Source organism: Hyalangium gracile, assembly GCF_020103725.1.
Lineage (GTDB): Bacteria > Myxococcota > Myxococcia > Myxococcales > Myxococcaceae > Hyalangium > Hyalangium gracile.
Map to the genome: position 1 here is coordinate 59,668 of NZ_JAHXBG010000039.1, position 20,322 is coordinate 79,989.

General features: G+C 69.2%; 15 protein-coding genes. 12 read left to right on the forward strand and 3 right to left on the reverse strand.

The features are described from left to right. Positions 1-18: 18 nt before the first annotated feature. From KY572_RS43855 to recR, 3 genes are all read left to right on the forward strand, one after another. Complete coding sequence (locus KY572_RS43855; protein WP_224249747.1) at positions 19-660, forward strand: DNA polymerase III subunit gamma/tau; 642 nt, start codon at positions 19-21, stop codon at positions 658-660. 91 nt (positions 661-751) lie between these two features. After that, positions 752-1,069, forward strand: coding sequence for a YbaB/EbfC family nucleoid-associated protein (locus KY572_RS43860; RefSeq protein ID WP_224249748.1), 318 nt, complete (start codon positions 752-754; stop codon positions 1,067-1,069). Positions 1,070-1,075: 6 nt separating this feature from the next. After that, complete coding sequence (gene recR / locus KY572_RS43865; protein ID WP_224249749.1) at positions 1,076-1,669, forward strand: recombination mediator RecR; 594 nt, start codon at positions 1,076-1,078, stop codon at positions 1,667-1,669. 6 nt (positions 1,670-1,675) lie between these two features. On the opposite strand, the gene KY572_RS43870 is transcribed toward recR, so the two are convergent. Genes KY572_RS43870 through KY572_RS47620 form a run of 3 tightly spaced genes read right to left on the reverse strand, consistent with a single transcriptional unit; the run spans position 1,676 to position 7,025 of the window. Then, entirely contained in the window at positions 1,676-3,457 is a 1,782-nt protein-coding gene (locus tag KY572_RS43870; RefSeq protein ID WP_224249750.1) for a protein kinase domain-containing protein, read from the reverse strand. Beyond that, complete coding sequence (locus KY572_RS43875) at positions 3,454-5,442, reverse strand: FecR family protein (RefSeq protein ID WP_317987980.1); 1,989 nt, start codon at positions 5,440-5,442, stop codon at positions 3,454-3,456. The genes KY572_RS43870 and KY572_RS43875 overlap by 4 nt, the downstream gene beginning before the upstream one ends. Continuing rightward, positions 5,439-7,025, reverse strand: a complete 1,587-nt coding sequence (locus tag KY572_RS47620; RefSeq protein ID WP_263452491.1) for an MSCRAMM family protein — start codon at positions 7,023-7,025, stop codon at positions 5,439-5,441. The genes KY572_RS43875 and KY572_RS47620 overlap by 4 nt, the downstream gene beginning before the upstream one ends. A 339-nt stretch (positions 7,026-7,364) precedes the next feature. Here KY572_RS47620 and KY572_RS43890 point away from each other — a divergent pair, with 339 nt between their 5' ends. The 9 genes from KY572_RS43890 to KY572_RS43930 all read left to right on the forward strand — a co-directional run bounded on the left by KY572_RS43890 (position 7,365) and on the right by KY572_RS43930 (position 20,321). Continuing rightward, positions 7,365-8,849 (forward strand): hypothetical protein, encoded by a 1,485-nt coding sequence (locus KY572_RS43890; protein WP_224249751.1) that lies wholly within the window; start codon positions 7,365-7,367, stop codon positions 8,847-8,849. A gap of 158 nt (positions 8,850-9,007) precedes the next feature. Continuing rightward, positions 9,008-9,637 carry a hypothetical protein gene (locus tag KY572_RS43895; protein ID WP_224249752.1) on the forward strand — a complete coding sequence of 210 codons (630 nt, stop codon included), beginning with the start codon at positions 9,008-9,010 and terminating at the stop codon, positions 9,635-9,637. A 61-nt stretch (positions 9,638-9,698) separates the two neighbouring features. Then, positions 9,699-10,679 carry a tetratricopeptide repeat protein gene (locus tag KY572_RS43900; RefSeq protein ID WP_224249753.1) on the forward strand — a complete coding sequence of 327 codons (981 nt, stop codon included), beginning with the start codon at positions 9,699-9,701 and terminating at the stop codon, positions 10,677-10,679. 183 nt (positions 10,680-10,862) lie between these two features. Further along, the gene (gene mglB, locus KY572_RS43905) at positions 10,863-11,342 is read left to right on the forward strand and encodes a gliding-motility regulator GTPase-activating protein MglB (protein ID WP_224249754.1); all 480 of its coding nucleotides are present in this window, start codon (positions 10,863-10,865) and stop codon (positions 11,340-11,342) included. 11 nt (positions 11,343-11,353) lie between these two features. After that, positions 11,354-11,941, forward strand: a complete 588-nt coding sequence (mglA, locus tag KY572_RS43910; protein ID WP_002613100.1) for a gliding-motility regulator Ras-like GTPase MglA — start codon at positions 11,354-11,356, stop codon at positions 11,939-11,941. A gap of 95 nt (positions 11,942-12,036) precedes the next feature. Beyond that, the gene (locus KY572_RS43915) at positions 12,037-12,942 is read left to right on the forward strand and encodes a dihydrolipoamide acetyltransferase (RefSeq protein ID WP_224249755.1); all 906 of its coding nucleotides are present in this window, start codon (positions 12,037-12,039) and stop codon (positions 12,940-12,942) included. Positions 12,943-12,954: 12 nt separating this feature from the next. After that, entirely contained in the window at positions 12,955-15,312 is a 2,358-nt protein-coding gene (locus tag KY572_RS43920) for a tetratricopeptide repeat protein (RefSeq protein ID WP_224249756.1), read from the forward strand. Positions 15,313-15,315: 3 nt separating this feature from the next. Then, a complete protein-coding gene (locus KY572_RS43925) occupies positions 15,316-18,741 on the forward strand; it encodes a tetratricopeptide repeat protein (protein WP_224249757.1) in 3,426 nt (1,141 codons plus the stop codon). Then, the gene (locus KY572_RS43930; RefSeq protein WP_224249758.1) at positions 18,738-20,321 is read left to right on the forward strand and encodes a tetratricopeptide repeat protein; all 1,584 of its coding nucleotides are present in this window, start codon (positions 18,738-18,740) and stop codon (positions 20,319-20,321) included. Before KY572_RS43925 ends, KY572_RS43930 begins: the two co-directional genes overlap by 4 nt. The last annotated feature ends 1 nt before the right edge of the window (position 20,322 follow it).

A 20,322-nucleotide genomic window follows, 5' to 3' on the forward strand; every position in this document is an offset into this window, starting at 1 on the left:
ACCGAGCCTGCACCCGCGGTGCGCATCACCAACGTGCGCAAGCCGGCCCAGCCCGAGGTCGTCGACGACGAGCGCCTCTTCCCCGAGGAGGGCTCCGCCGAGGGGTGTGCCTCCGGCGAGTGCCTCCCGGATGCGGCGCCCGAGCCCGAGCCTGAGCCCGAGCCCACCCCCGCCCCCGTCCGCAACGGCCGCGACAACCCGGGCCTGACCGCGGGAGAGCGCTGGCGCGCCGCGGTCGAGACCGTCAAGGCGGCGAGTCCCCGCCATGGCGCCGCGCTCGCCCACGGCCGGCTGCTCTGGCTGCGCGCCGGAGAGGTGGGCGTGGCCTATATCCCCACGGCCGCCTTCCACCGAGCCCAGGTGACGGGCGGCAGCGGCCGGGCCCTGGTGGAGAAGGCGCTCTCGGAGCACTTCGGCCGGCCCACGAGGCTGGTCGTCGAAGAGGCCTCGGGGGAAGCCGCCTCCGCTCTCAGCATCGCCGAGCAGGAGGCCCAGGTCCGCACCGCCCACCAGCAGAGCACCGAGGGCAAGGTGCGCTCCCACCCCGCCATCCGCGCCGTCCTGAAGATCCTCGGGGGGGAGCTCGAGCACATCCAGGTGCTCGAACCCGAGCGTCCACCAGCCAGCCCGGCGGTCGAATCTCCTGAGGAGACCGCCTGACAAAGGGCTCGCGCGACGGTAGGTTGCACGTCCATTCTTCCATCGCGGGCGCCCGGCAAGCGCCCGCTTCCCAGATCGCAGAGGAAGCATCATGCCCGGCATCGACCTGAACTACTTCATCCGGCAGGCGAACAAGCTCACGGAGAAGATCGAGCAGCGCAAGCAGGAGCTGGCCAACGAGACCGTCGAGGCCAAGTCCGGAGAGGGCCGTGTCACCGTGGTGGCCAACGGCATCCAGGAGATCCGCAGCATCAAGATCGACAAGGCCGCGATCGACCCGAACGACACCGGGATGCTCGAGGACCTCATCACCGCGGCCGTCAACGCCGCCCTGGCGAGCAGCCGTCAGCACATGCAGAAGGAGCTCGCGAAAATCTCCGGCGGCATCAAGATCCCCGGGATTACTTAAAGCCGGATGACTCCCGATCCTCTCAACCGCCTGGTTGCCCAGCTGGCGAAGCTGCCGGGCATCGGCGAGAAGACCGCGCAGCGCCTCGCGTTCCACATCCTGCGGGCCCCCGGCGAGTACGCCGAGGAGCTGTCCGTGGCCATCCGCGAGGTGAAGGAGAAGGTGCACCTGTGCACCCGCTGCTACTCGCTCACCGACTCGGAGCTGTGCGGCTTCTGCCGTGACACCCGCCGCGAGGAGAAGGTGCTCTGCGTGGTGGAGACGTTCGCGGACCTGATGGCCCTGGAGCGCACGCGCGAGTTCCGCGGCCGCTACCACGTCCTGCACGGCGTGCTCTCGCCGCTGGAGGGCGTGGGCCCCGAGCAGCTGCGCATCAAGGAACTGCTCGAGCGCCTCAACGACGGCAAGGTGGAGGAGATCATCCTCGCCACCAACCCGGACGTGGAGGGCGAGGCCACCGCGCTCTACCTCATGCGCCTGCTCAAGCCGCTGGGGCTGCGCGTCAGCCGCATCGCCCAGGGCCTGCCCATGGGTGGGGACCTCGAGTACGCCGACCAGGCGACGCTCGCCAAGGCGCTCAGCGCGCGCCGCGAGCTGTGACGGCCGCTACCGCTTGACGGTGTAGTCGAAGGGCAGCACCACGTTGACCTCCTGGTCGCGGTGGGCCGGGAAGCGCAGGCGCTCGGCCTGGGTCTCCAGGCACTGGCCCACCGACTTGGAGGCCAGCGGCCCCTGCGTGGTGGCCTTCACCTTCCCCGAGGAGGCAATCGAGAGCTGCACACGCACCACGCCCGTGTCCGCGGGCAGGTCCGACTTGTAGCGCTCGAAGCAGCTCGCGATGCGGGCACGGCCCTTGGCCACCACCCGCTCCACATCGCCGATTCCCAGCGTCACCGGGCGTGCCTTCGGCGTCCGGGGCGTGTCCTTGGTGGTGGCGGGGGGCTTCGTCTCGGGCTCATCGGTGGGCGCGGCCGCCTCGGTCGGAGGAGTCTCGAGCTGAGTCTCTGGAGTCGCGGGCGGCGGAGTCACGGCCGTGGTCGGAGTCCCGACGGGAGGAGTCGGATCCACCGACGGCCGCGCCACGGGGGTGGTCGGCGTCTCGGGCGCGGGGACGAAGGCCTCGACCGGTCTCGAGAACCCTCGCCAGGCCACGAAGCCTCCTCCCCCCAGCAGCAGCAGCACGCCGAGCGCCACGCCGAGGAGCAGACCCTGGCGGCGCGGCGGCCCCGCAGGCGGAGGCGTTGGCGGCCTCGCTTGAACCGTGGCGATGCCCGGAGAGCTCAGGCGCTGCGCGGCGGGCTGGACGGTGGGGAAGACGCCGCTGGAGGCGAACACCACGGGCTGCGCCGGCGCGAGCCCCTGCTGCGCCAGCATCGTCTGCAGCGTCGCCAGCGTGGGGACGCGGGTCTTCTCCGCGAAGCGCTCCTCGCCGAACTGCGCGCGCAGGTACTCGGCCAGCTCCTTGTGGGAGGCCAGCGCCACCTTGCCCTTCAGGCCGTGCTCCAGGGCATCCGCGAAGTCGGCCGCGGTGGCGTAGCGATCCTCGGGGCGCAGGGAGATGGCCTTGAGCACCACCGCCTCCAGCTCCGGAGGGATGTCGCGGCGCAGCGAGCTGGGCGGCACGAAGTCGCCCTGCACCAGCGCGTTGAGGACGGCCAGATCGTTCTCTCGGGCGAAGGGCCGCACGTTGGTGAGCGACTCGTAGAGGCTCACCCCGAGCGAGAACACGTCCGAGCGGCGATCGACTTCCTTGCCCTGGGCCTGCTCGGGGGCCATGTAGATGTACTTGCCCTTCACCACGCCGGTGCGCGTCTGCACCAGCCGCGACGCGGCCTTGGCGATGCCGAAGTCCAGCACCTTCACCTGGCCCTGGTACGTCACGTACAGGTTCGAGGGAGAGATGTCCCGGTGGACGATGTTGAGCGGCTCGCCCTGCTCGTTGGTGAAGTCGTGCGCGAAGTGGAGGCCGCGCGCCGCGTCCACCAGCACCCGCAGGGTGATGGGCATCGGCGTGTACTGGCGCTTGCGGCCCGCCTGGCGCAGCGTGGTGGAGAAGTCCTCGCCGGCCAGGTACTCCATGCAGATGTAGTAGCAGCCGTCGACGAAGCCCAGCTCGTGGATCTGGATGATGTTCGGGTGCGCGAGCCGCGCCGCCAGCCGCGCCTCGTCTCGGAACATCTCCACGAAGTCGGGCAGGCTCGACAGGTTCGACAGCATGCGCTTGATGACGACGTTGCGCTCGAAGCCGTCGGCGCCCAGCAGCTTGGAGAGGAAGATCTCCGCCATCCCGCCCTCGGCGAGCTTGCGGACCAGCACGTACTGCCCATAGGGCTGCAGGAGCAGCGGGCTCGCGGCCTGGCTCCCAGACTTGGGCTCGGTGCTGCTCATTCCTCGGGACCTCGTTTCAGCGTGCGCACCACGTACACATCCGGGGTGCCTGCATTCTGCATCTTAAACAGGAGGACGGGGGGGGCGCCCACTGGCTCGGCCCAGGTATCAAAGCGGTGCTTGGCGTCCAGCGCCACGGACCGACCGTTGATGGACAGCTTTGTCCCCACGGGAGCCACCCCCACCGCGCGCACACGCTTGCCTGCTCGCTGACCGTTCCGAGGAGCGTTCACCACGAGTACGGGCACGGAGTTGTCGTACACCAACTCCAGCTTGTTCATGCGCCCGCCGCGGAGCGGCTGTCCGCTGCGGGACAGCGGAGTGACCGACCAGAGGAAGCTGCCCTCGCGCAGCACGCCTGCTTCCAACGGGGCCTTCGTCTCCGCCACGGTTCGCTCCGCCACGGGCTTGCCCAGCTCACCGGTGCGGTACACCGAGATGCGGTACTTCGCCGCCTGGGGCTCGGCGGCGTAGGTGAAGACCACCGCCGGGAGCTTGTCCTGGTAGAAGATGGTCGTCTTCTCCGGGCCCTCGGGCACCTCGTTGGTGATGCGCGCCAGGTTCTTCGGCGCCCGCTCCGGAGCGAAGGTCGCGCTGCCCTTCGTCACCTCGGTGCCGTCCGGGCGGCGCACCCGCCAGAAGAGGCGGCCCCGCTCGGGGGCTCGCACGTTGACGGAGGGCTGGTGGACGACGCCTCGCAGCAGGAGCCTGGAGAAGGACGGCTCCGAGGCCACCTCCACGATGGCATCCCCCTGCCCCTCCCAGGAGAGCGTCACCTCGGGCAGGCCCTGGTGGAACACCTGCACGTCCTCCGTCGCCGCCGCCAGCGCCAGCGGCGCCTTGGCCATGGGGGCCACGCGGGCCTCTCCCGCGTTCGAGACGCTGGCCTGTTCGCCTGCGCGCAGTGGCTTGCGGGACTCGCCCTGCACCAGCGTCACGTCTCCCGCGCGCGCGGCCACATCGAAGCCGTTCGACGTGCGGCGCACGTTGAGGTCCGCCGCTCCGGAGCTCTCCAGCGTGAGGCCAGACACCACCACCCGGCTCTCCCGCTCGGGCGCCAGCTTCAGCGCCAGCTCACCCTGGCGAAGATCCAGCCGCGCCTCGTCCTGGGAGCCCAGCTGGCCCGCGCCCTCCAGCACCAGCTCGCCGCCCGAGCCGAGCGCGATCGTCGAGGCTGAGCCCTCCAGCGCCAGGTAGGCCGTCCCGCCGCGCGCGCGGACGCCATCGCCCACGGCCAGCTTCTTGCCGCCCTTGTTCACGGAGCGCCACTGCGCGCTGCCCTTGGAGCGCACCTCCACGCGGCCCGTGTCCGCGCGCACGGTGACCTGGATGGTCCCCAGCTCGAGGACCTTCTGCGGGCGCGTCACCAGCTCCGCGCGGCCCTCGGCAACCGCCACGGACTCGCCCGCGGCGGCCTGGATCTCCTTTCCGTCCTTCGACACGAACTCGATGGCGCCCAGCTTCACCTCGACGCGGCTCTCCGTGGGGCCGACGCTCACGCTCACCTCGCTCGGCTCGGTGCCGCCCACGCGCGTGAGGCCGTACGGGGTGAGGATGCGAAGCTGGACCACCGGGCCTGGCCGGCCCTTCGGAGTCGCGGGCACCCGGCTGAGGACGATGCCGCGCGCCACCTTGAGGACGATTCCAGAGGCATCCTCATCCAGGACGAAGCGAGCATCGGAGCCCAGCTCGACCGTGCGTCCATCCGCGAAGGCGATCGTGGCGGAGCCGTTGGCTCCCGTCTCCAGGGCGTCCCCCGTGATGAGCGGCCCCTCGGCGGCGGGGCCTACCTTGCCCTCACGCTCCAGCCGGACTTCGCCCCTGAGGGACTGCAGGGTCGCGAGCGGGCCAGCTCCCGCATCCCGCGGCCCCGAGGCGGGCGCGGTGCCATCCCCGGGAGTTGGCGGCGGCGGAGAGGCGGGATCGCCACATCCCACAGCCAGCATCAAGAGGAACGCGGCGACGCTGAGACGGAGCGCGCTCACCGGGTCCTCGGGAAGAGATCGACGTTGAAGATCGCCTGCTCTCCGTCCCGCACGGTGACGGACTTGGTCTGCGTCAGGTGGCCGTTCGCGGAGATGATGATGCGGTAGGTGCCGGGCTTCAGCTTCAACGAGAAGGTGCCCTGGGCATCCGTGCGCGTGCGGACGCTGGCCGTGGGGATGACGAGCGTGGCGACCAGGGACCGGCCCTGGGTGCTGCGAACCTTTCCGGAGACGGTGGCGTAGCCGACGCGCTTGGCGGGAGCGAGCGGCACGGTCATCTCCGACTCCTTGCCCGCGATGACCAGCGCGGCCTCCTCCAGGGACTGGAACTCGGGCGCGGTGACCTTCACAGAGACCGGGCCCGGAGGCAGGTCGCCCAGCTGAACCTGTCCGGCCGCATTCGTCTTCAGCTCCTTGTCGCCCACCACCACCTGGGCGTTGGGCAGGGGCTGGTTGTTGCGCTTGTCGACGACGATCACCTTCAAGCCGCCGACGGTCGGAGCCTGCTTGCGCGCCTGGACCTCCAGCGTGGCGCGCTCGCCGGCCAGGACGGTGACTCGGCCCTCGGCGGGCTCGTAGCCCTCGGCGGTGACGCGGGCGACCACCTCTCCGGCTTCCAGTTGGAGCTCCACTACCTGACCCTTCGCATCGGCCTGCCGCCCCCCCCGCTCCTGGCCCTTCACCACGAGCGTCACCTGGGCACCGGCCAGCGGGGCCCTCGTCTCCGCGTCCAGCACCTGGAGCGACAGGGCGCCCGGCTCCTCCTGCGAGGAAGCAGAAGCGAGCGCGGCGGCCGTCCGGGCATCGAGCCAGAAGAACTCCAGCGCCACCCCCATCCGCTGGAGGGTCTGGTCGGAGCGCGCTCCGCTGTCGGCCGTCAGCTTGTCCTGGACGTACTGGTAGTCGAGCACCACCGCACCTTGCCAGCGGCCCACCTGCTTGACGGGGACGAGGAGCGCCGCACCGGCTGCAAAACCACTGGAGGAGGCGCCTCTTCCCTCCGCCTCCCTGGCTGCCAGGGACAGGGGAAACTCCCCTCGGACCTCGCCCTCCACCCGCCGGAAGATCGGAAAGCGCAGCCGGCCTCCCAGCAGAGCGGCGTGACGACCTCCTCGCTGGAACACGGGGGAGGCGGTGTTCGAGGCTCCGAACACCGGGAGCTGGCTGAAGCCATATCCGGCGCTCAGCTCGCCTCGGAGCGGCCCGAATTGCCTGCGCGCGACGACTCCCAAGGAGGCACGCAGCAGGCTTCCCTCGGTGACGCGAGCCGACTCCCGGGAGAAGGTGAAGGCCTCGCGCTGCACGCTGAGCTGGGCTCCCAGCCAGTCCAGGCCCGGGCCATAGACGGCCGCCCACACGGCCAGATCATTCGGCGTGAACCCGGAGTAGGTGAGCCCCGGCCCCAGGTCGACCTGCTGGCCCTCGCGCAGGGAGAGTCCGTAGCGCAGGCGAAACGCCGCCTGCTCCATCCCGGAACCCGACGCGGGAGCCTCCTCTGCCTGCGCGACGGCCCTGCGCGGCTGCGCCATCAAGGCGAGCGACAGGAGGACGAGGAAGGTAGGGGTACGTCGCAGTCGGGCCAAGACGGGCCGGAGTATAGGGAAAGGCCCCAAGGTCCCCAAAACTCTAGTGAAAGAAACCCGGACGGCCCGCCGGGGCGGGCCTCACCGAGGGTAGGTTCCAGGTCGGGCTCCCCACCCATCCCGACCGTCTCGAGCAGGCGACGCCCCAGGTCCTCCAGTGGCATGCGAGCGGAACCTACCGTCTCCCCCATGGACGGTCCGGCTTGTTGGCGCGGCAGAGCGCACGGAGTCGCGCGGAAGCAGCACGGACGCCTGCGCACGATGTCAGCCCTGGTCCTGAGCGTGCTGATTGGAGGCTGTGCCATAGGGCCACGCCCCCTGGAACCCTGTGACTTTCCAGTGGGTTGTAGCGAGCTCAATGAGCACTGGCGGAAGCAGCGTGTCCTGCGGCAGCGGCGGGATGCCGTCCACCAGGCTGCTTCGAACGGCGGGAGCGCGCCGGAGGGGACAGGCTGGCTGGCGTCGAGCCACTCGAAGCAGGAGCGCGAGCAGAAGGAGCGAGCGGATACCCAGCGACAGGCGGTAGTGGAGGCGAAGCTCGATGAGTTCCACGCCTGGGCAGAGGCACGCTGGGCGGAGGCAGCACGGGAGCGTGTACGGCTGGTGGCGCCTCGTCACCTGCTGACGGAGCACCCGCTGCGCACCCGGTCATTGGAGGCGCTCGCGAGTGCGGTGCTGGACTGGGCCTACGACCATGCGCAAGACGAGGAGCTGCTGCGCAGAAGCCCCACCGAAGTGGCGCTCTACCTGCTGGCGAGGAGCAGCGCCCTGGCCACGGCCATCGAGCTGGGCAGGGTCGCTCCACCCCATCTGGACTACACGCCGCCCGAGGACAACAGCCCTCCACCCGAGGAGCTGGCCATCGAGCTGCTCTACGGAGCGACACCGGTGCTCGGCGAGCTGACGGACGCGGCTGGAGCCCTCTTCGGCTACAGCGTGACGGGCCGCGAGCTGAACGCCAACGAGCGGCTGCTGTGCGCGCTCGGCGTGCTGCTCCCCTTGGCGTCAGGACGAGCGTTGGCCGAGGGCGGAGAGGTGCTGGAGCGCACGGCGCTGCTGACAGGCCGAAGCCTGGAGGAGATACGCGTGCTCCAGCGGGTGGCCTCGCACCTGAGCCCCCAAGACGCAGCGAAGATCGAGAACCTTCTGAGCCAGGCGGCCAAGGGAGGACGGCTGAGCGAGGAGGAGGTGGCCTTCCTGCGACGCGTGGCCATGGGGTTGGAGAAGCCCCTACTGAAGGCGGCCTCCACGTTGCGGCGCGGAGGCAAGGTGCCACTGGTGGGCTCACGGCTGGGAGAAGCAGGCGTCCGCCTGGAGCCTGGCAGCGCGGAGCACATGGCGGCGGCCTGGGTGGACTACCAGTTCCGCCATCCAGCCAGATATCCCCGCTTCCGCTACGCCATCGACGCGGACTGGAAGAGAAAGTACGAGCAGATCCTCAAGAACAAGGAGGCGGGTGGTGAGTTCGAGCAGCAGGTGCTCCAGGCGCGGACGCAGGCGAAGAACAGAGCCATGATGATGCCGCCGCCGGGCAGTCACGCCGAGGGTTTCATCCCGGACGCAGTGCTGAGCAGCACCACCCCGGGGGAGCTGGTCTGGGGTCAGCCCTACTTCTTCATCGAAGCCAAAGGCCGCCAGGAGCTGGCGCTGGGCGGCAACCTCAAGGCCATGCTGGAGTATGTAGAAGAGTTCGGCGGACACATGGAACTGTGGATCCGCTCGGCTCGGCATCCCAAAGGGGCAACGAGACTCACACAAACACTGCAGGATTCGTTGTTCCGCCTGCAACTCCAAGGCAAAGCGTCGGTGAAGTCCCTTCCCTGACGGGCACGCCCATGCGACAGCGGTACCTGACAACGAGCATTCACCTGCCTCCAGGCATTCCGCCGCCCTCTGTCATCCGCGAATTTCTGCGGGTCATCTTCGAGGATTACCGGTGGTTCCGGCCCGTGCGCTTCGGAAGGGCCCTACTGGAGAATCGGTTGGACCCTGCGCACATCGACTATGACGCCCTCACCGAGTACTACGAGCGACACCAGAACATGACGGTAGCGGCCCGGACGGACCGGGATTTCATCCTCATCTCCCCCTCCAAGGTGCGGGAGTTTCCCTACGTGGGGGACATCTGCTGGGAGACCTCCATCGTCGAGGCCGCCAAACCCTCATGGCGTGCCGCCCACCAGCAGCAAGTGCTGGAACTGATGAAGTTCCTTCACTCTCCGCTCGCCCAAGCCGGCACCGACGAAGACATGAAGCAGAAGACGCGCCGGATGGTCTCCAACCCGGATGGATTCGGCTCGTCGGAAGTGCTCACCATCCAGGGCTATGGCCAGGGGCTGGAAGGACTGTACTGGCGCAACTTCTTCGGGCCGCTCTTCACTCGGATGTTCGGGGAGCGGCTGGACTCCCTTGCAGCGGAGTTCAAGCGAGACCTCGGCGACGGCATCCTCCTGGTGCAGCCCTACGCGCAACCCTCCTCCGCTGGAACATCCGAGGGCATCACCCTCGAGCGCCAGCTCATCTCCCACCTAGGGCCCGAGTGCTTCTACGACCACGAGCGCCATCTCAAGCCGACCCGTGTGCCCGACCTGCCCACGCCGATGTTCCATTGACCTCCGGTGCATTTCACGGCCCCCCTTGTCAGCGCCAAGAGCCCTCCCGTAAACACGGGCCATGCCTCTCTTCCTCTTGATCAGCGTCCTGGCCACCACCGGCGACGCCCGCCTGGAGCGCGGCGAGAAGCTGCTCGCGGCCCAGGACTGCGAGGGCCTCCAGCAGCTCTACACCCCAGGGGACACCGCCAGCACCCAGAAGGATCTCGACGGCGCGCGCCTGCTCGTCCGAGGCGCCACCGCCTGCCGCAAGCAGGACCGCGTCCTCGCCTTCGCCCTCACCCAGCGCGCCCTCGCGCTCGCTCCGGCCGACTACGGCGTGCGCACCGCCCACGCAGAGAGCCTCATCGCCGTGGACGAGCGCACCGCCGCCGCCCACCTGCTCGACGACATCCTCCAGGCCCACCCGCAGAACGCCGTCCGCGCCCGCTTCCTCCGCGCCCAGCTCGCCGACCACGAGTCCGAGAGCGCCCTCGTCCTGAAGCTGGCCCAGCCCCTCGTGGAAGACCCCGAGTACGGCCCCCCAGCCCGCGAGCTGCTCGCCCGCCACCAGTCCGCCCTCGAGTCCCAGTCCCAGGCACGCGAGTCCCTGGCCCGCGAGGAACAGGACGCCGCCCAGCGCGCCGCCCAGGCGCAAGAGGTAGCCGACAGTCGCACCTCCCGCGCCTCACCCCGCCCAGGCGCCGAGGCCTGGAGCACCCGAGGCACCCTCAAGAGCGGCGGCCAGCGCACCTTCCGCACCCGCAACATCCAGGCCGGCGTCAACTACATCTTCCACGCCACCGGCACCTGCTCCAGCCCCTCCAAGCAGGGGCGCAAGCCCCGCATCCCCCCCACGGTGGACCTGTTCGGTCAAGACTTCCGTGTCCGCATCGGCTCCCTCGACTCCATGCCCCTCAAGGTAGGGGTGGAGCCCGAGCAGAACGCCCTGTCCTTCCGCGCACCTGAGAACAACCCTCAGATCTTCCTGGAGGATCGGACGACGATCCGTCCGGACGCTCCTCGTTGTACGATCAGCGATGTAGCGGTCCGTAGCCCCTGAGAACAAGCGAGGATCTCCGAGGAAGAGCGGTCACGTAGCTTGCTGGACCGGTGGGTGTCTGCTAAGCATCCCGCGGTTGGGAGCGACGCATCTAACCTCCGGGATTCACTCTGGAAACCACGGGGGCCTGCCGGAGCGCGGGGAGAAGCGAACGCTGAGGAGCGTAGAGGAGCGGATACGCCCATGGGCACGCAATTGGTGATGTACGAAGAGGAGTTCACCAAGATCAACGCCGTTTGCGACCGGCTCACCAAGGACGCGAACGCGAAGGTGGTGTTCCTCGTCGACAAGAACGGGCAGCTCATCTCCTCAGCGGGGCAGACCCAGAACATCGACACGACTTCGCTGGCCTCGCTGACGGCCGGCAACGTGGCGGCGATGGGCGGGTTGGCCAAGCTGATCGGGGAGAATGAGTTCCCCAATCAATTCCACGAGGGGGCGAAGGACTCCCTCTACATGACGATCGTCGGCAGCCGGGTGGTGCTGGTGGTCATCTTCGACAACCGCACCAGCCTCGGTCTGGTTCGCCTGCGCATCAAGAAGGCCAGCGACGAGCTGGCGAAGATCTTCGAGAGCCTGGTGAAGAAGACCGACAGTCCGGGGATCGGCTCGCCGTTCGCCGAGATCTCCGACGACGATATCGACAACCTCTTCAGCGAGTAACCCGGGAAGCCATGTCCTTCATCAACTACTCCTCCCGCGAGATCAACTGCAAGATCGTCTATTACGGGCCGGGCCTCTGCGGGAAGACGACCAACCTGCAGTACATCTACAACAAGACCGCGGCCGACACGAAGGGCAAGCTGATCTCGCTGTCCACCGAGACGGACCGCACGCTCTTCTTCGACTTCCTCCCGCTGTCGCTCGGTGAGATTCGCGGCTTCAAGACGCGCTTCCACCTGTACACGGTGCCGGGACAGGTCTTCTACGACGCCAGCCGCAAGCTCATCCTCAAGGGCGTGGACGGCGTGGTCTTCGTGGCCGACAGCCAGATCGAGCGCATGGAAGCGAACATGGAGTCGCTCGAGAACCTGCGCATCAACCTGGCCGAGCAGGGCTACGATCTGAACAAGATCCCGTACGTGATGCAGTACAACAAGCGGGACCTGCCCAACGCGGTGACGGTGGAGGAGATCCGCAAGGCCCTCAACCCGCGCAACATCCCCGAGTACCAGGCGGTGGCGCCGACCGGCGTGGGCGTGTTCGACACGCTCAAGGCGGTGGCCAAGCTGGTGCTCACCGAGCTGCGCAAGGGCGGCTAGTCAGCGGGCAGGCAGCCGACCCTCCCCCCCTGCAATGTGGGGGGAGAAGGGTGGTATGACCTGTCCAGTCGGGCTGGCTCCACTCGAGGTCGCTCGTGCGTTCCGCTTCCGCCATTCTCTGTCTCCTCGCGCTGATGGGCGCCGGGCTCCACACGTCGGCGCTGGCGCAGGGGACCCCCACGAGCACCCCCGCCGCCGCGGCCCCCGCGACGGCTCCGCAGGCTGGGCCCCCAGCGCCCGCCCCCTCCCCTTCCAGCGCCCCGAGCACCGAGGTGACCGTCACGCCGCCGGAGGCCTCGGCCGCGACGCCCGCGGCGGCTCCCGCCCCGGCCACCAGCGCTCCGGCGACGCCTGCTCCCGCGCCCACCTCGGGAGCCATCTCGCCTGTCCCGCCCGGGCCCGCGTCGCAGACGGCCGATGAGGCCTTCAACACGCGGGTGAAGACGCTGGAGGAGCAGGTCGTCGATCTGAAGGAGAAGATCTACCGCTCCAAGGCGCGCCTGCTGCTGCTGCAGGAGACGGTGCTCGGAGGAGACCTGTCCACCGGCTCGCGCGCGGTGCTCTTCCACAAGAACGAGATGGGCAACTCGTTCGTCCTGGAGTCGGTGGCGTACGCGCTGGACGGCGCGCCCATCTTCACCAAGGTGAACGACGACGGGGAGCTCGACAAGCGCGAGGAGTTCGAGATCTTCAACGGCCGCATCGTCCCGGGGCAGCACCAGATCGCCGTGCGGCTGGTGTACCGCGGCAACGGCTACGGCGTGTTCAGCTACCTCGAGGGCTACAAGTTCAAGGTGCAGTCCAGCTACACCTTCAACGCGGAGGCCACCAAGGTCACCACCGTGCGCGTGGTGGGCTTCGAGAAGGGCGGGCTGACCACGGACCTGAAGGATCGCCCCTCGGTGCGCTACGACATCGAGGTGTCGCGAGACGCGGGCCCGGCGAAGCCCACCGAGAATGGGAAGGCGCCCGCCGCCACCTCCCCCACCGAGACGAAGTAGGGAGCCGCTCTGGTGAACGCGTCTCGTCTCCGTGCTCTGGCCCTCCTGGCGTCGATCGCGCTGGCGCGGTCCGCCCAGGCCGCCGAGCCAGAGCCCGTGAAGCTCCGCGGAGACGTGGCCCGCCAGCTCGAGCAGGTGGACAAGCAGCTGCAGAACGCGGACGAGAATATCCGCTTCGTCGAGACGCAGTTCACCCTGCGCGACGAGCCGAGCGACGAGGAGGCCAAGCTGCGGCGCTTCTCCGACGGCGAGATCCAGTACCTGCTGGGCGACTGGAGCGCCGCCTCCGTCCTCTTCTACGACCTGGTGAGCGATCCGAAGTTCCGCTCCAACCCCAGCTACCCGGACGCGCTCTTCTACCTGTCCGACTCGCTGCTGCAGCAGCAGAACTACATCGGCGCGAGGCTGTACCTGCGCGAGCTGCTCTCGCTGCCCCCGACGGAGCGCTACAAGGACGCGCTCTCGCGCTACCTGTCCGTCGCCAGCCGGCTCAACCAGTTCGACGGCATCGACGAGTACATCGAGAAGGCCCGGAAGCTGTCCGGTGGGCAGCTGCCGCCGGAGCTGGCGTACGTGCACGCCAAGTGGCTCTTCAAGCGCACGGACCTGAAGGACGAGGAGCGCGTCACCCGCGCCCGCGCCGCCTTCGAGCCGCTGCTGCGCTCCAACATCCGACTGGTCCGCCTGCAGAGCGCCTACCACCTGGGCGTGCTGTCGGTGCAGACGGGAGACCTGAAGGACGCCATCCAGCGCTTCACGGAGCTGGCCGCCCTGCCCGCCAACGAGCCGGAGGAGGTCCGCATCCGCGAGCTGGCCAACCTGTCCCTGGGCCGGCTGCTCTACGAGCTGGGCAACCTGGACGAGGCCCTGGACCGGTACCAGGAGATCTCCCGCAGCAGCGAGTCGTTCGCGGACTCGCTCTACGAGGTCGCCTGGACGTACGTGAAGAAGGGCAACTACCTGCTGGCCAAGAACGCCATCGACCTGCTGCTGCTGGTGGAGCCGGAGTCGCCGCTGGTGCCGGACGCGCAGCTGCTCCTGGGGCAGCTGCTGCTGAAGCTGCAGCAGTACGACGAGGCCACGAGCGCGTACCAGGACGTCATCGACACCTACGGGCCGGTGCGCAACAAGTTGGATGAGCTGCTCACGCGCAACCAGGATCCGGTGGCCTACTTCGACAACCTGCTGTCGCGCAGCGACCGGACGCTGGAGCTGAACACGCTGCTGCCCCCGGTGGCGCTGCGCTACGCGCGCACGCAGGAGGAGGTGTCCAGCGCGGTGTCCCTCATCAGCGATCTCGACAGCGGCCACAAGGGCGTGGGCGAGGCGCGGGAGCTGGCCACGCGCATCCTCCAGGCGCTGGACGAGCGCGGGCTGGAGACGTTCCCCGAGCTGCAGGAAGGCTACACCCGCGCGGACGCCGTGGAGAGCGGGCTGACCCGCGTGGAGCAGGTGCTGGTGGCGGTGGAGTCCGCCGCGGTGCTGGAGCACCTGTCTCCCGAGGAGCGCGCGCAGCTGGAGGAGGTGCGCAAGCTGCGCGAGGCCCTGGGCCGCCGCTTCTCCCTGCTGCCCACCACGCAGCGGGAGGTGGAGGAGCGGCGCGAGCGCATGCAGGCCCGCGTGGACGAGCTGGACCGCGAGGCCTACCGGCTGAGCTATGAGGTGCAGAGCCTGACCGCCGTCGCCACCGCCGTGCGCAAGTGGGTGGAGGACACCCGCGCCGAGCGCAAGACGCCCCCCGAGGAGGAGGTGGAGTTCCTCTCCGCGCTCCAGACGGAGTCGGACACGCTCAAGGAGCTGCAGGACGAGCTGGCGCGCACCCGCACCCGGCTGGCGGACGAGCGCAACGCCGTGGCCACCGCCCTGGCCGGCGAGGAGCTGATCCGCCAGGAGTTCTACCAGATGCTCCAGCGGGAGCACTCGCTGGTCGCCTCGTTCGCGGGCCGGCTGCCCGAGGACGTGGGCCGGCTGCTGGCCCGGCTCCAGGAGGTGCGCGAGCGCACGGACAGCCTGCGCGTCCGGGTGACGACGGCCAAGGCCACTCTGCGCGCCCAGCTCGAGCGCCGAGGCCGCGCCATCCGCGACAAGGTCCAGGCGGAGACCGCCCTGCTCAGCCAGTACGACGCGGAGGTGGCCGCCGTGTCCGGCAACGCCCGCAACCTGGTGGGCCGCATCGCCTACGACAGCTTCCGGCGCGTGCGCCAGCAGTTCTACAACCTGGTGCTCAAGGGCGACGTGGGCATCGTGGACGTGGCCTTCACCCGCAAGCAGGACAAGACGGGGGAGATCCAGAAGCTGTCCGCGCAGAAGGACCAGGAGCTGCGCGCGCTGGAGAAGGACTTCAAGGAAGTCCTCAAGGACGTCGAGTAAGCCATGCGACGCCTCCTGCTCATGCCGCTGGTGCTGACGTCCCTGGCCGCCCCGGCCCAACAGCCGGGCGCGAAGTCACGCGGCGCTCCGCCCGCGGCGAGCACCAGCGCCCAGCCCGCCCCCGCGACGAGCGGCGGCACCGAGCCAGCTCCCGCGCCAGCCCCGGCCGCGAAGCCCCAGGGCCGCTACCTGGAGGGCCTGGGCCGCACGCCCGAGGAAGAGGCGATGCTGCGGGACATCAGCGACGCCCTGCGCACCTACGAGGAGGAGGCGCGCGACTTCCGCCGCGAGGTGCAGCTGCTGGTGGAGCGCAAGTACGAGGAGAAGCGCAGCGGCCTGGCCGCCTCGTACGAGAAGGTCATCGGCGAGCTGGAGATCAAGGAGCGCAAGGAGCGGCTGGACGCCATCGCCCGCTTCGAGGAGTTCCTGCGCCGCTACCCCCAGGAGCCGCGCTACACACCGGACGTGATGTTCCGCCTGGCCGAGCTCTACTACGAGCGCTCCAGCGACGAGCACCTGACCGCCCTGCGTGACTACGAGGAGAAGCTCAAGGCCCTGCCCGAGGGCGCCGAGCCCCCGCCCGAGCCGGAGGCGACGTTCGCCCCGTCCATCGCCATCTACCAGCGGCTCATCCTCGACTTTCCGAACTACCGGCTCAACGACGCCGCCTGGTACCTGCTGGGCTACTGCATGGAGAAGCAGGGCCAGTTCGACGAGAGCCGGGCCACGTACCAGGAGCTCATCGCCCGCTACCCGAAGAGCCGCTTCGCCACCGAGGCCTGGGTGCGCATCGGCGAGTACTGGTTCGACTCGTACAGCGATCCGCTGGCGCTGACGAAGGCCGCCGAGGCGTACGAGGCCGCCACCCAGGACAAGACCCACCCGCTCTACGACAAGGCGCTCTACAAGCTGGGGTGGACGTACTACCGCATGGACCGCTTCGACGAAGCGGTGGACCGGTTCCTCACGCTCGCCGACTTCTACGAGGCCCAGAAGCAGGCCCAGGGCGAGGAGGCTGGCGGTGGAGACCTGCGCGAGGAGGCCCTCCAGTACGTGGCCGTCTCGCTCGCCGACGAGACGTGGGGCGGACTGCCCAAGGCCCAGGCCCTCTTCGCCCAGCGAGGCCCTCGCCCCTACGAGGCCGACATCTACCGGCGCCTGGGCAACATCTGGTTCGACCAGACCAACCACCCCTCCGCCATCGAGGCCTACCGGCTGGTGCTCCAGAAGGAGCCGCTGGCTCCGGACGCACCGCAGATCCAGCAGAAGATCGTCCAGGCCTACGAGCGGGACCGGAAGATGGACGAGTCCTACGCCGAGGCGGAGCGGCTGGCCTCCGCCTACGCGCCGGGCTCCGCCTGGTACAAGGAGCACCAGGACGATCCGGACACGCTGGCCTCCGCGGATGACCTGGCGGAGAAGAGCCTCTACCGCACCGCGCTCTACCACCACCAGCAGGCGCAGGCCTTCAAGAAGGACGGCAAGAACGAGCAGGCCCTCATCGGCTTCCAGGTGGCCGCGCGCGCCTACGGCGCCTATCTCGAGCGCTTCCCGCGCACCAAGAGCAGCTACGAGATGCGGTACTACTACGCCGAGTGCCTCTACTACTCGTTCCAGTTCGCGCAGGCGGCGGCGAACTACGAGGAGGTGCGCGACTCGCGGCTGGATGACCGGTTCCGCTCGGAGGCGGCCTTCAGCTCGGTGCTCTCGTGGCAGAAGCAGCTGGCGGGAGACATCAAGGCCGGCACGGTGAAGGAGTACAAGCCCCTGCGCTCCGCCGAGCGCCCCGCGGGCGAGGTCGTCCAGGCCATCCCCCTGGCCGAGAGCGAGGTGAAGCTGGTCGCCGCCGCGGACGCGTACGTGGCGCTGCTGCCCAAGGACGAGAAGGCCCCCGGCATGGCCTACCAGGCCGCCGAGCTCTACTACGCGCACAACGACTTCCCCGAGGCGCGCAAGCGCTTCGAGCAGATCGTCAAGAGCTACCCGAAGCACGAGGTGGCCCGCTTCTCCACCAACCTCATCGTCGAGAGCTTCCTCATCGACAAGGACTGGCGCAGCGTCGAGGACGTCGCCGGCCGGCTGGCGTCCAACAAGGACGTCATCGATCCGACGAGCGACCTCTACAAGAGCCTGGTGAAGTTCAAGCTCGGCGGCCGCTTCAACCTGGCCACCCAGCTCATGGAGGAGAAGAAGTACGACGAGGCCGCCAGGAAGTTCATCGAGCTGGTGGACGAGTCGCCGCGCCACGAGTTCGCCGACAAGGCCCTCAACAACGCCGCCGTCTGCTACGAGAACAACCGGCGGTTCGACTCGGCGCTCAAGCTCTACGAGCGCATCTACCGCGAGTACCCCACCTCCACGCTCGCCGACGCGGCGCTCTTCCGCGTGGCGGTGAACGCGGAGAACTCGTACGACTTCGACAAGGCCGTCGTCAGCTACCAGAAGCTGGTGAAGGACTACCCCGCCTCCAAGGACCGCGAGGCCGCGCTCTACAACGCCGCCCGCCTGCTGGAGGGCCAGCAGCGCTACGCCGATGCCGCCGCCGCCTTCCTGCGCTACGCGGACCTGTTCCCCAACTCGGAGGACGCGCCGAAGAACCAGTACCGCGCCGCCCTCATCTACGAGAAGCAGGAGGACTGGCGAGGGCAGATCCGCGCCCTCAACGAGTTCGTGGAGAAGTTCTCCAAGAAGCCCGCGCAGGCCGAGCTGGTGGTGGACGCCCGGCGCCGCATGGGCGACGCGCACAAGAAGCTGGGCAACGTGAAGGAGGCCCAGCGCGCGTGGGAGGAGGCCGCGTACGAGTTCGACCGGCGCAAGCTCAAGCCGGACACCTCGCCGCTGGCCGCGGATGCCGCCGCCTACAGCCGCTTCCAGCTGGCCGAGCTCGAGTTCGAGAAGTTCGACAAGCTGAAGATCGGCGGCAACGGCAAGGCCCTGGCGAACAGCTTCACGGCCAAGCGCGCCGCGGTGAAGACCGTCAACGAGGCCTACAACAAGGTCCTCGTGTACAAGCGCGCGGAGTGGACGCTGGCGGCCTTCTACCGCAAGGGCTACACGCTGGAGCGCTTCGCCAACACCATCATCGAGACGCCCATCCCCCCGGACGTGAAGCGCCTGGGTGAGGAGGCCGTGGTGACCTACCAGGACCAGCTCTCCCAGCAGACGGCGACGCTGGAGGACGCGGCGGTGGAGAACTACACCGCCACGATCCAGGAGGCCCGCAAGTACCGCGTCTCCAACGAGTGGACGCGGCGCACGCTCGAGTCACTCAACCGCTACCGCCCCAAGGAGTTCCCGGTCCTCAAGGAGCCCAAGCAGGCCATCTCCTCCGACTCGGTCTATCCCGAGGGCCTCGTGGGCGGCATCTTCGGTCCCGAGCGCCCCGCGGAACAGGCGCCGCAGAAGCTGACCGGTGGAGGTGAGAAGTGAGCACGTCCCTCCCGAGACTCGGCTGTCTGGCCCTGCTGCTGGGCGCCGCCTGCTCCTCCACGCCTCCGCCGCGCCCCACGCCCGCGAGCCCCACCGCCCTGGCGGGCGATCCGTCCCCCACGACTTCCTCCGCGAGCAGCGCGGCTCCTTCCGCGTCCTCCACGCCGGCCGCATCCACTGAGACGAAGGCGTCCCCTTCGACGGAGGCCGTAAAGCCCTCGCCTCCTCCCGCCACCGGCCCCCGCGCGGACTTCGAGCGCGCGGTGGACATCGCCCGGCGCGGCGAGCTGGAGCTGGCGGCCAAGGGGCTCGAGACCCTGGTCGAGCGAAACCCCAAGCTGGACTACGCCTGGACCAACCTGGGCGTCATCCGCGAGCGCCAGGGCAAGCCGGACGAGGCCGAGAAGGCCTACCGCAAGGCGCTGGAGCTCAAGCCGGATCAGGAGACCGCGTGGGACTTCCTCACCCGGCTCTACTGCCGCACCCACCGCGCCACGCGCATCGAGGCCGAGCTGCGCCAGAAGCTGGAGTCCAAGCCCGACGCGGTCGGCATGCGCACGGCGCTCGCCTACGCGCTGCTCCAGCAGAAGAAGCTGGAGTCCGCCTCCAACGAGGCCAAGCGCGCCCTCAAGGCGGACGAGCACTCCGTGAAGGCCATGCAGGTGCTCGCGCAGGTCTACTACCGCGAGAAGAAGTTCGAGCTGGCCCGCCTGGTGCTGGAGAACGCCCGCGCCGTGGATGCCCAGGACGCGGCCACCCACAACGCGCTGGGCCTGGTGCAGCTGGCCCTCAAGGCCCGGCCCCAGGCCCTGGAGAGCTTCAAGCAGGCCTCCGAGCTCCGCCCGGACTTCGCCGAGGCGCGCAACAACCACGGCGCCATGCTCAACGAGGCCCAGGACTACCAGGCCGCCGTCACCGAGCTGGAGGCCGCCGTGCGGGCCGCGCCGGACTTCGCCTCGGCCCGGCTCAACCTGGGCAATGCGTACCGGGGGCTCGGCGACTTCGCCCGCGCCAAGGCCGAGTACGAGCGGGTGCTTCAGCTCCAGCCCTCGCTGCTGGATCCGTACTTCAACCTCGCCATCCTCTACCTGGACCTGGAGCCCGAGGGCCTGGACACCATCGAGCGCCTCAAGACGTCCATCAGCTTCTTCGAGCAGTACAAGGGCAAGGGCGGCAAGGACGAGCGCATCGAGCAGTACGTCAAGGATGCCCAGAAGGGCATCGACAAGGAGGAGCGGCGCCGCGAGCGCGAGAAGCGCGATCAGCTCCGCAAGGCCCAGAAGGCCGAAGAGGAGAAGAAGCAGGCCGAGGCCGACGCCCAGGCGAAGACCGCCGAGGAGAAGCTCGCCGCCGAAAAGCCGCCTGCCGAGCAACCCACCGCCGAGAAGCAGCCCGCACCTGCACCTACCCCCTCGGCCCCGGCCACGGGCTCGCCCTCCAAGGCGCCCATGACTCCGGCTCCGGCGAAGCTGTCCCCCGCCCTCTCCACCCCCGCCCCCAAGCCGGCGGCCCCGGCCAACGGCACACCCTCTGCCACACCGGCCCCCACCTCGGGTAAGCTGTCCGGCGACGTCAAGTAGA

Coding starts and splice junctions, on each gene's coding strand:
- mglB (WP_224249754.1), top strand. CDS start 10,863: ATGGGCACGCAATTGGTGATGTACGAAGAGGAGTTCACCAAGATCAAC.
- recR (WP_224249749.1), top strand. CDS start 1,076: ATGACTCCCGATCCTCTCAACCGCCTGGTTGCCCAGCTGGCGAAGCTG.
- KY572_RS43900 (WP_224249753.1), top strand. CDS start 9,699: ATGCCTCTCTTCCTCTTGATCAGCGTCCTGGCCACCACCGGCGACGCC.
- KY572_RS43870 (WP_224249750.1), bottom strand. CDS start 3,457: ATGAGCAGCACCGAGCCCAAGTCTGGGAGCCAGGCCGCGAGCCCGCTG.
- KY572_RS43860 (WP_224249748.1), top strand. CDS start 752: ATGCCCGGCATCGACCTGAACTACTTCATCCGGCAGGCGAACAAGCTC.
- KY572_RS43925 (WP_224249757.1), top strand. CDS start 15,316: ATGCGACGCCTCCTGCTCATGCCGCTGGTGCTGACGTCCCTGGCCGCC.
- mglA (WP_002613100.1), top strand. CDS start 11,354: ATGTCCTTCATCAACTACTCCTCCCGCGAGATCAACTGCAAGATCGTC.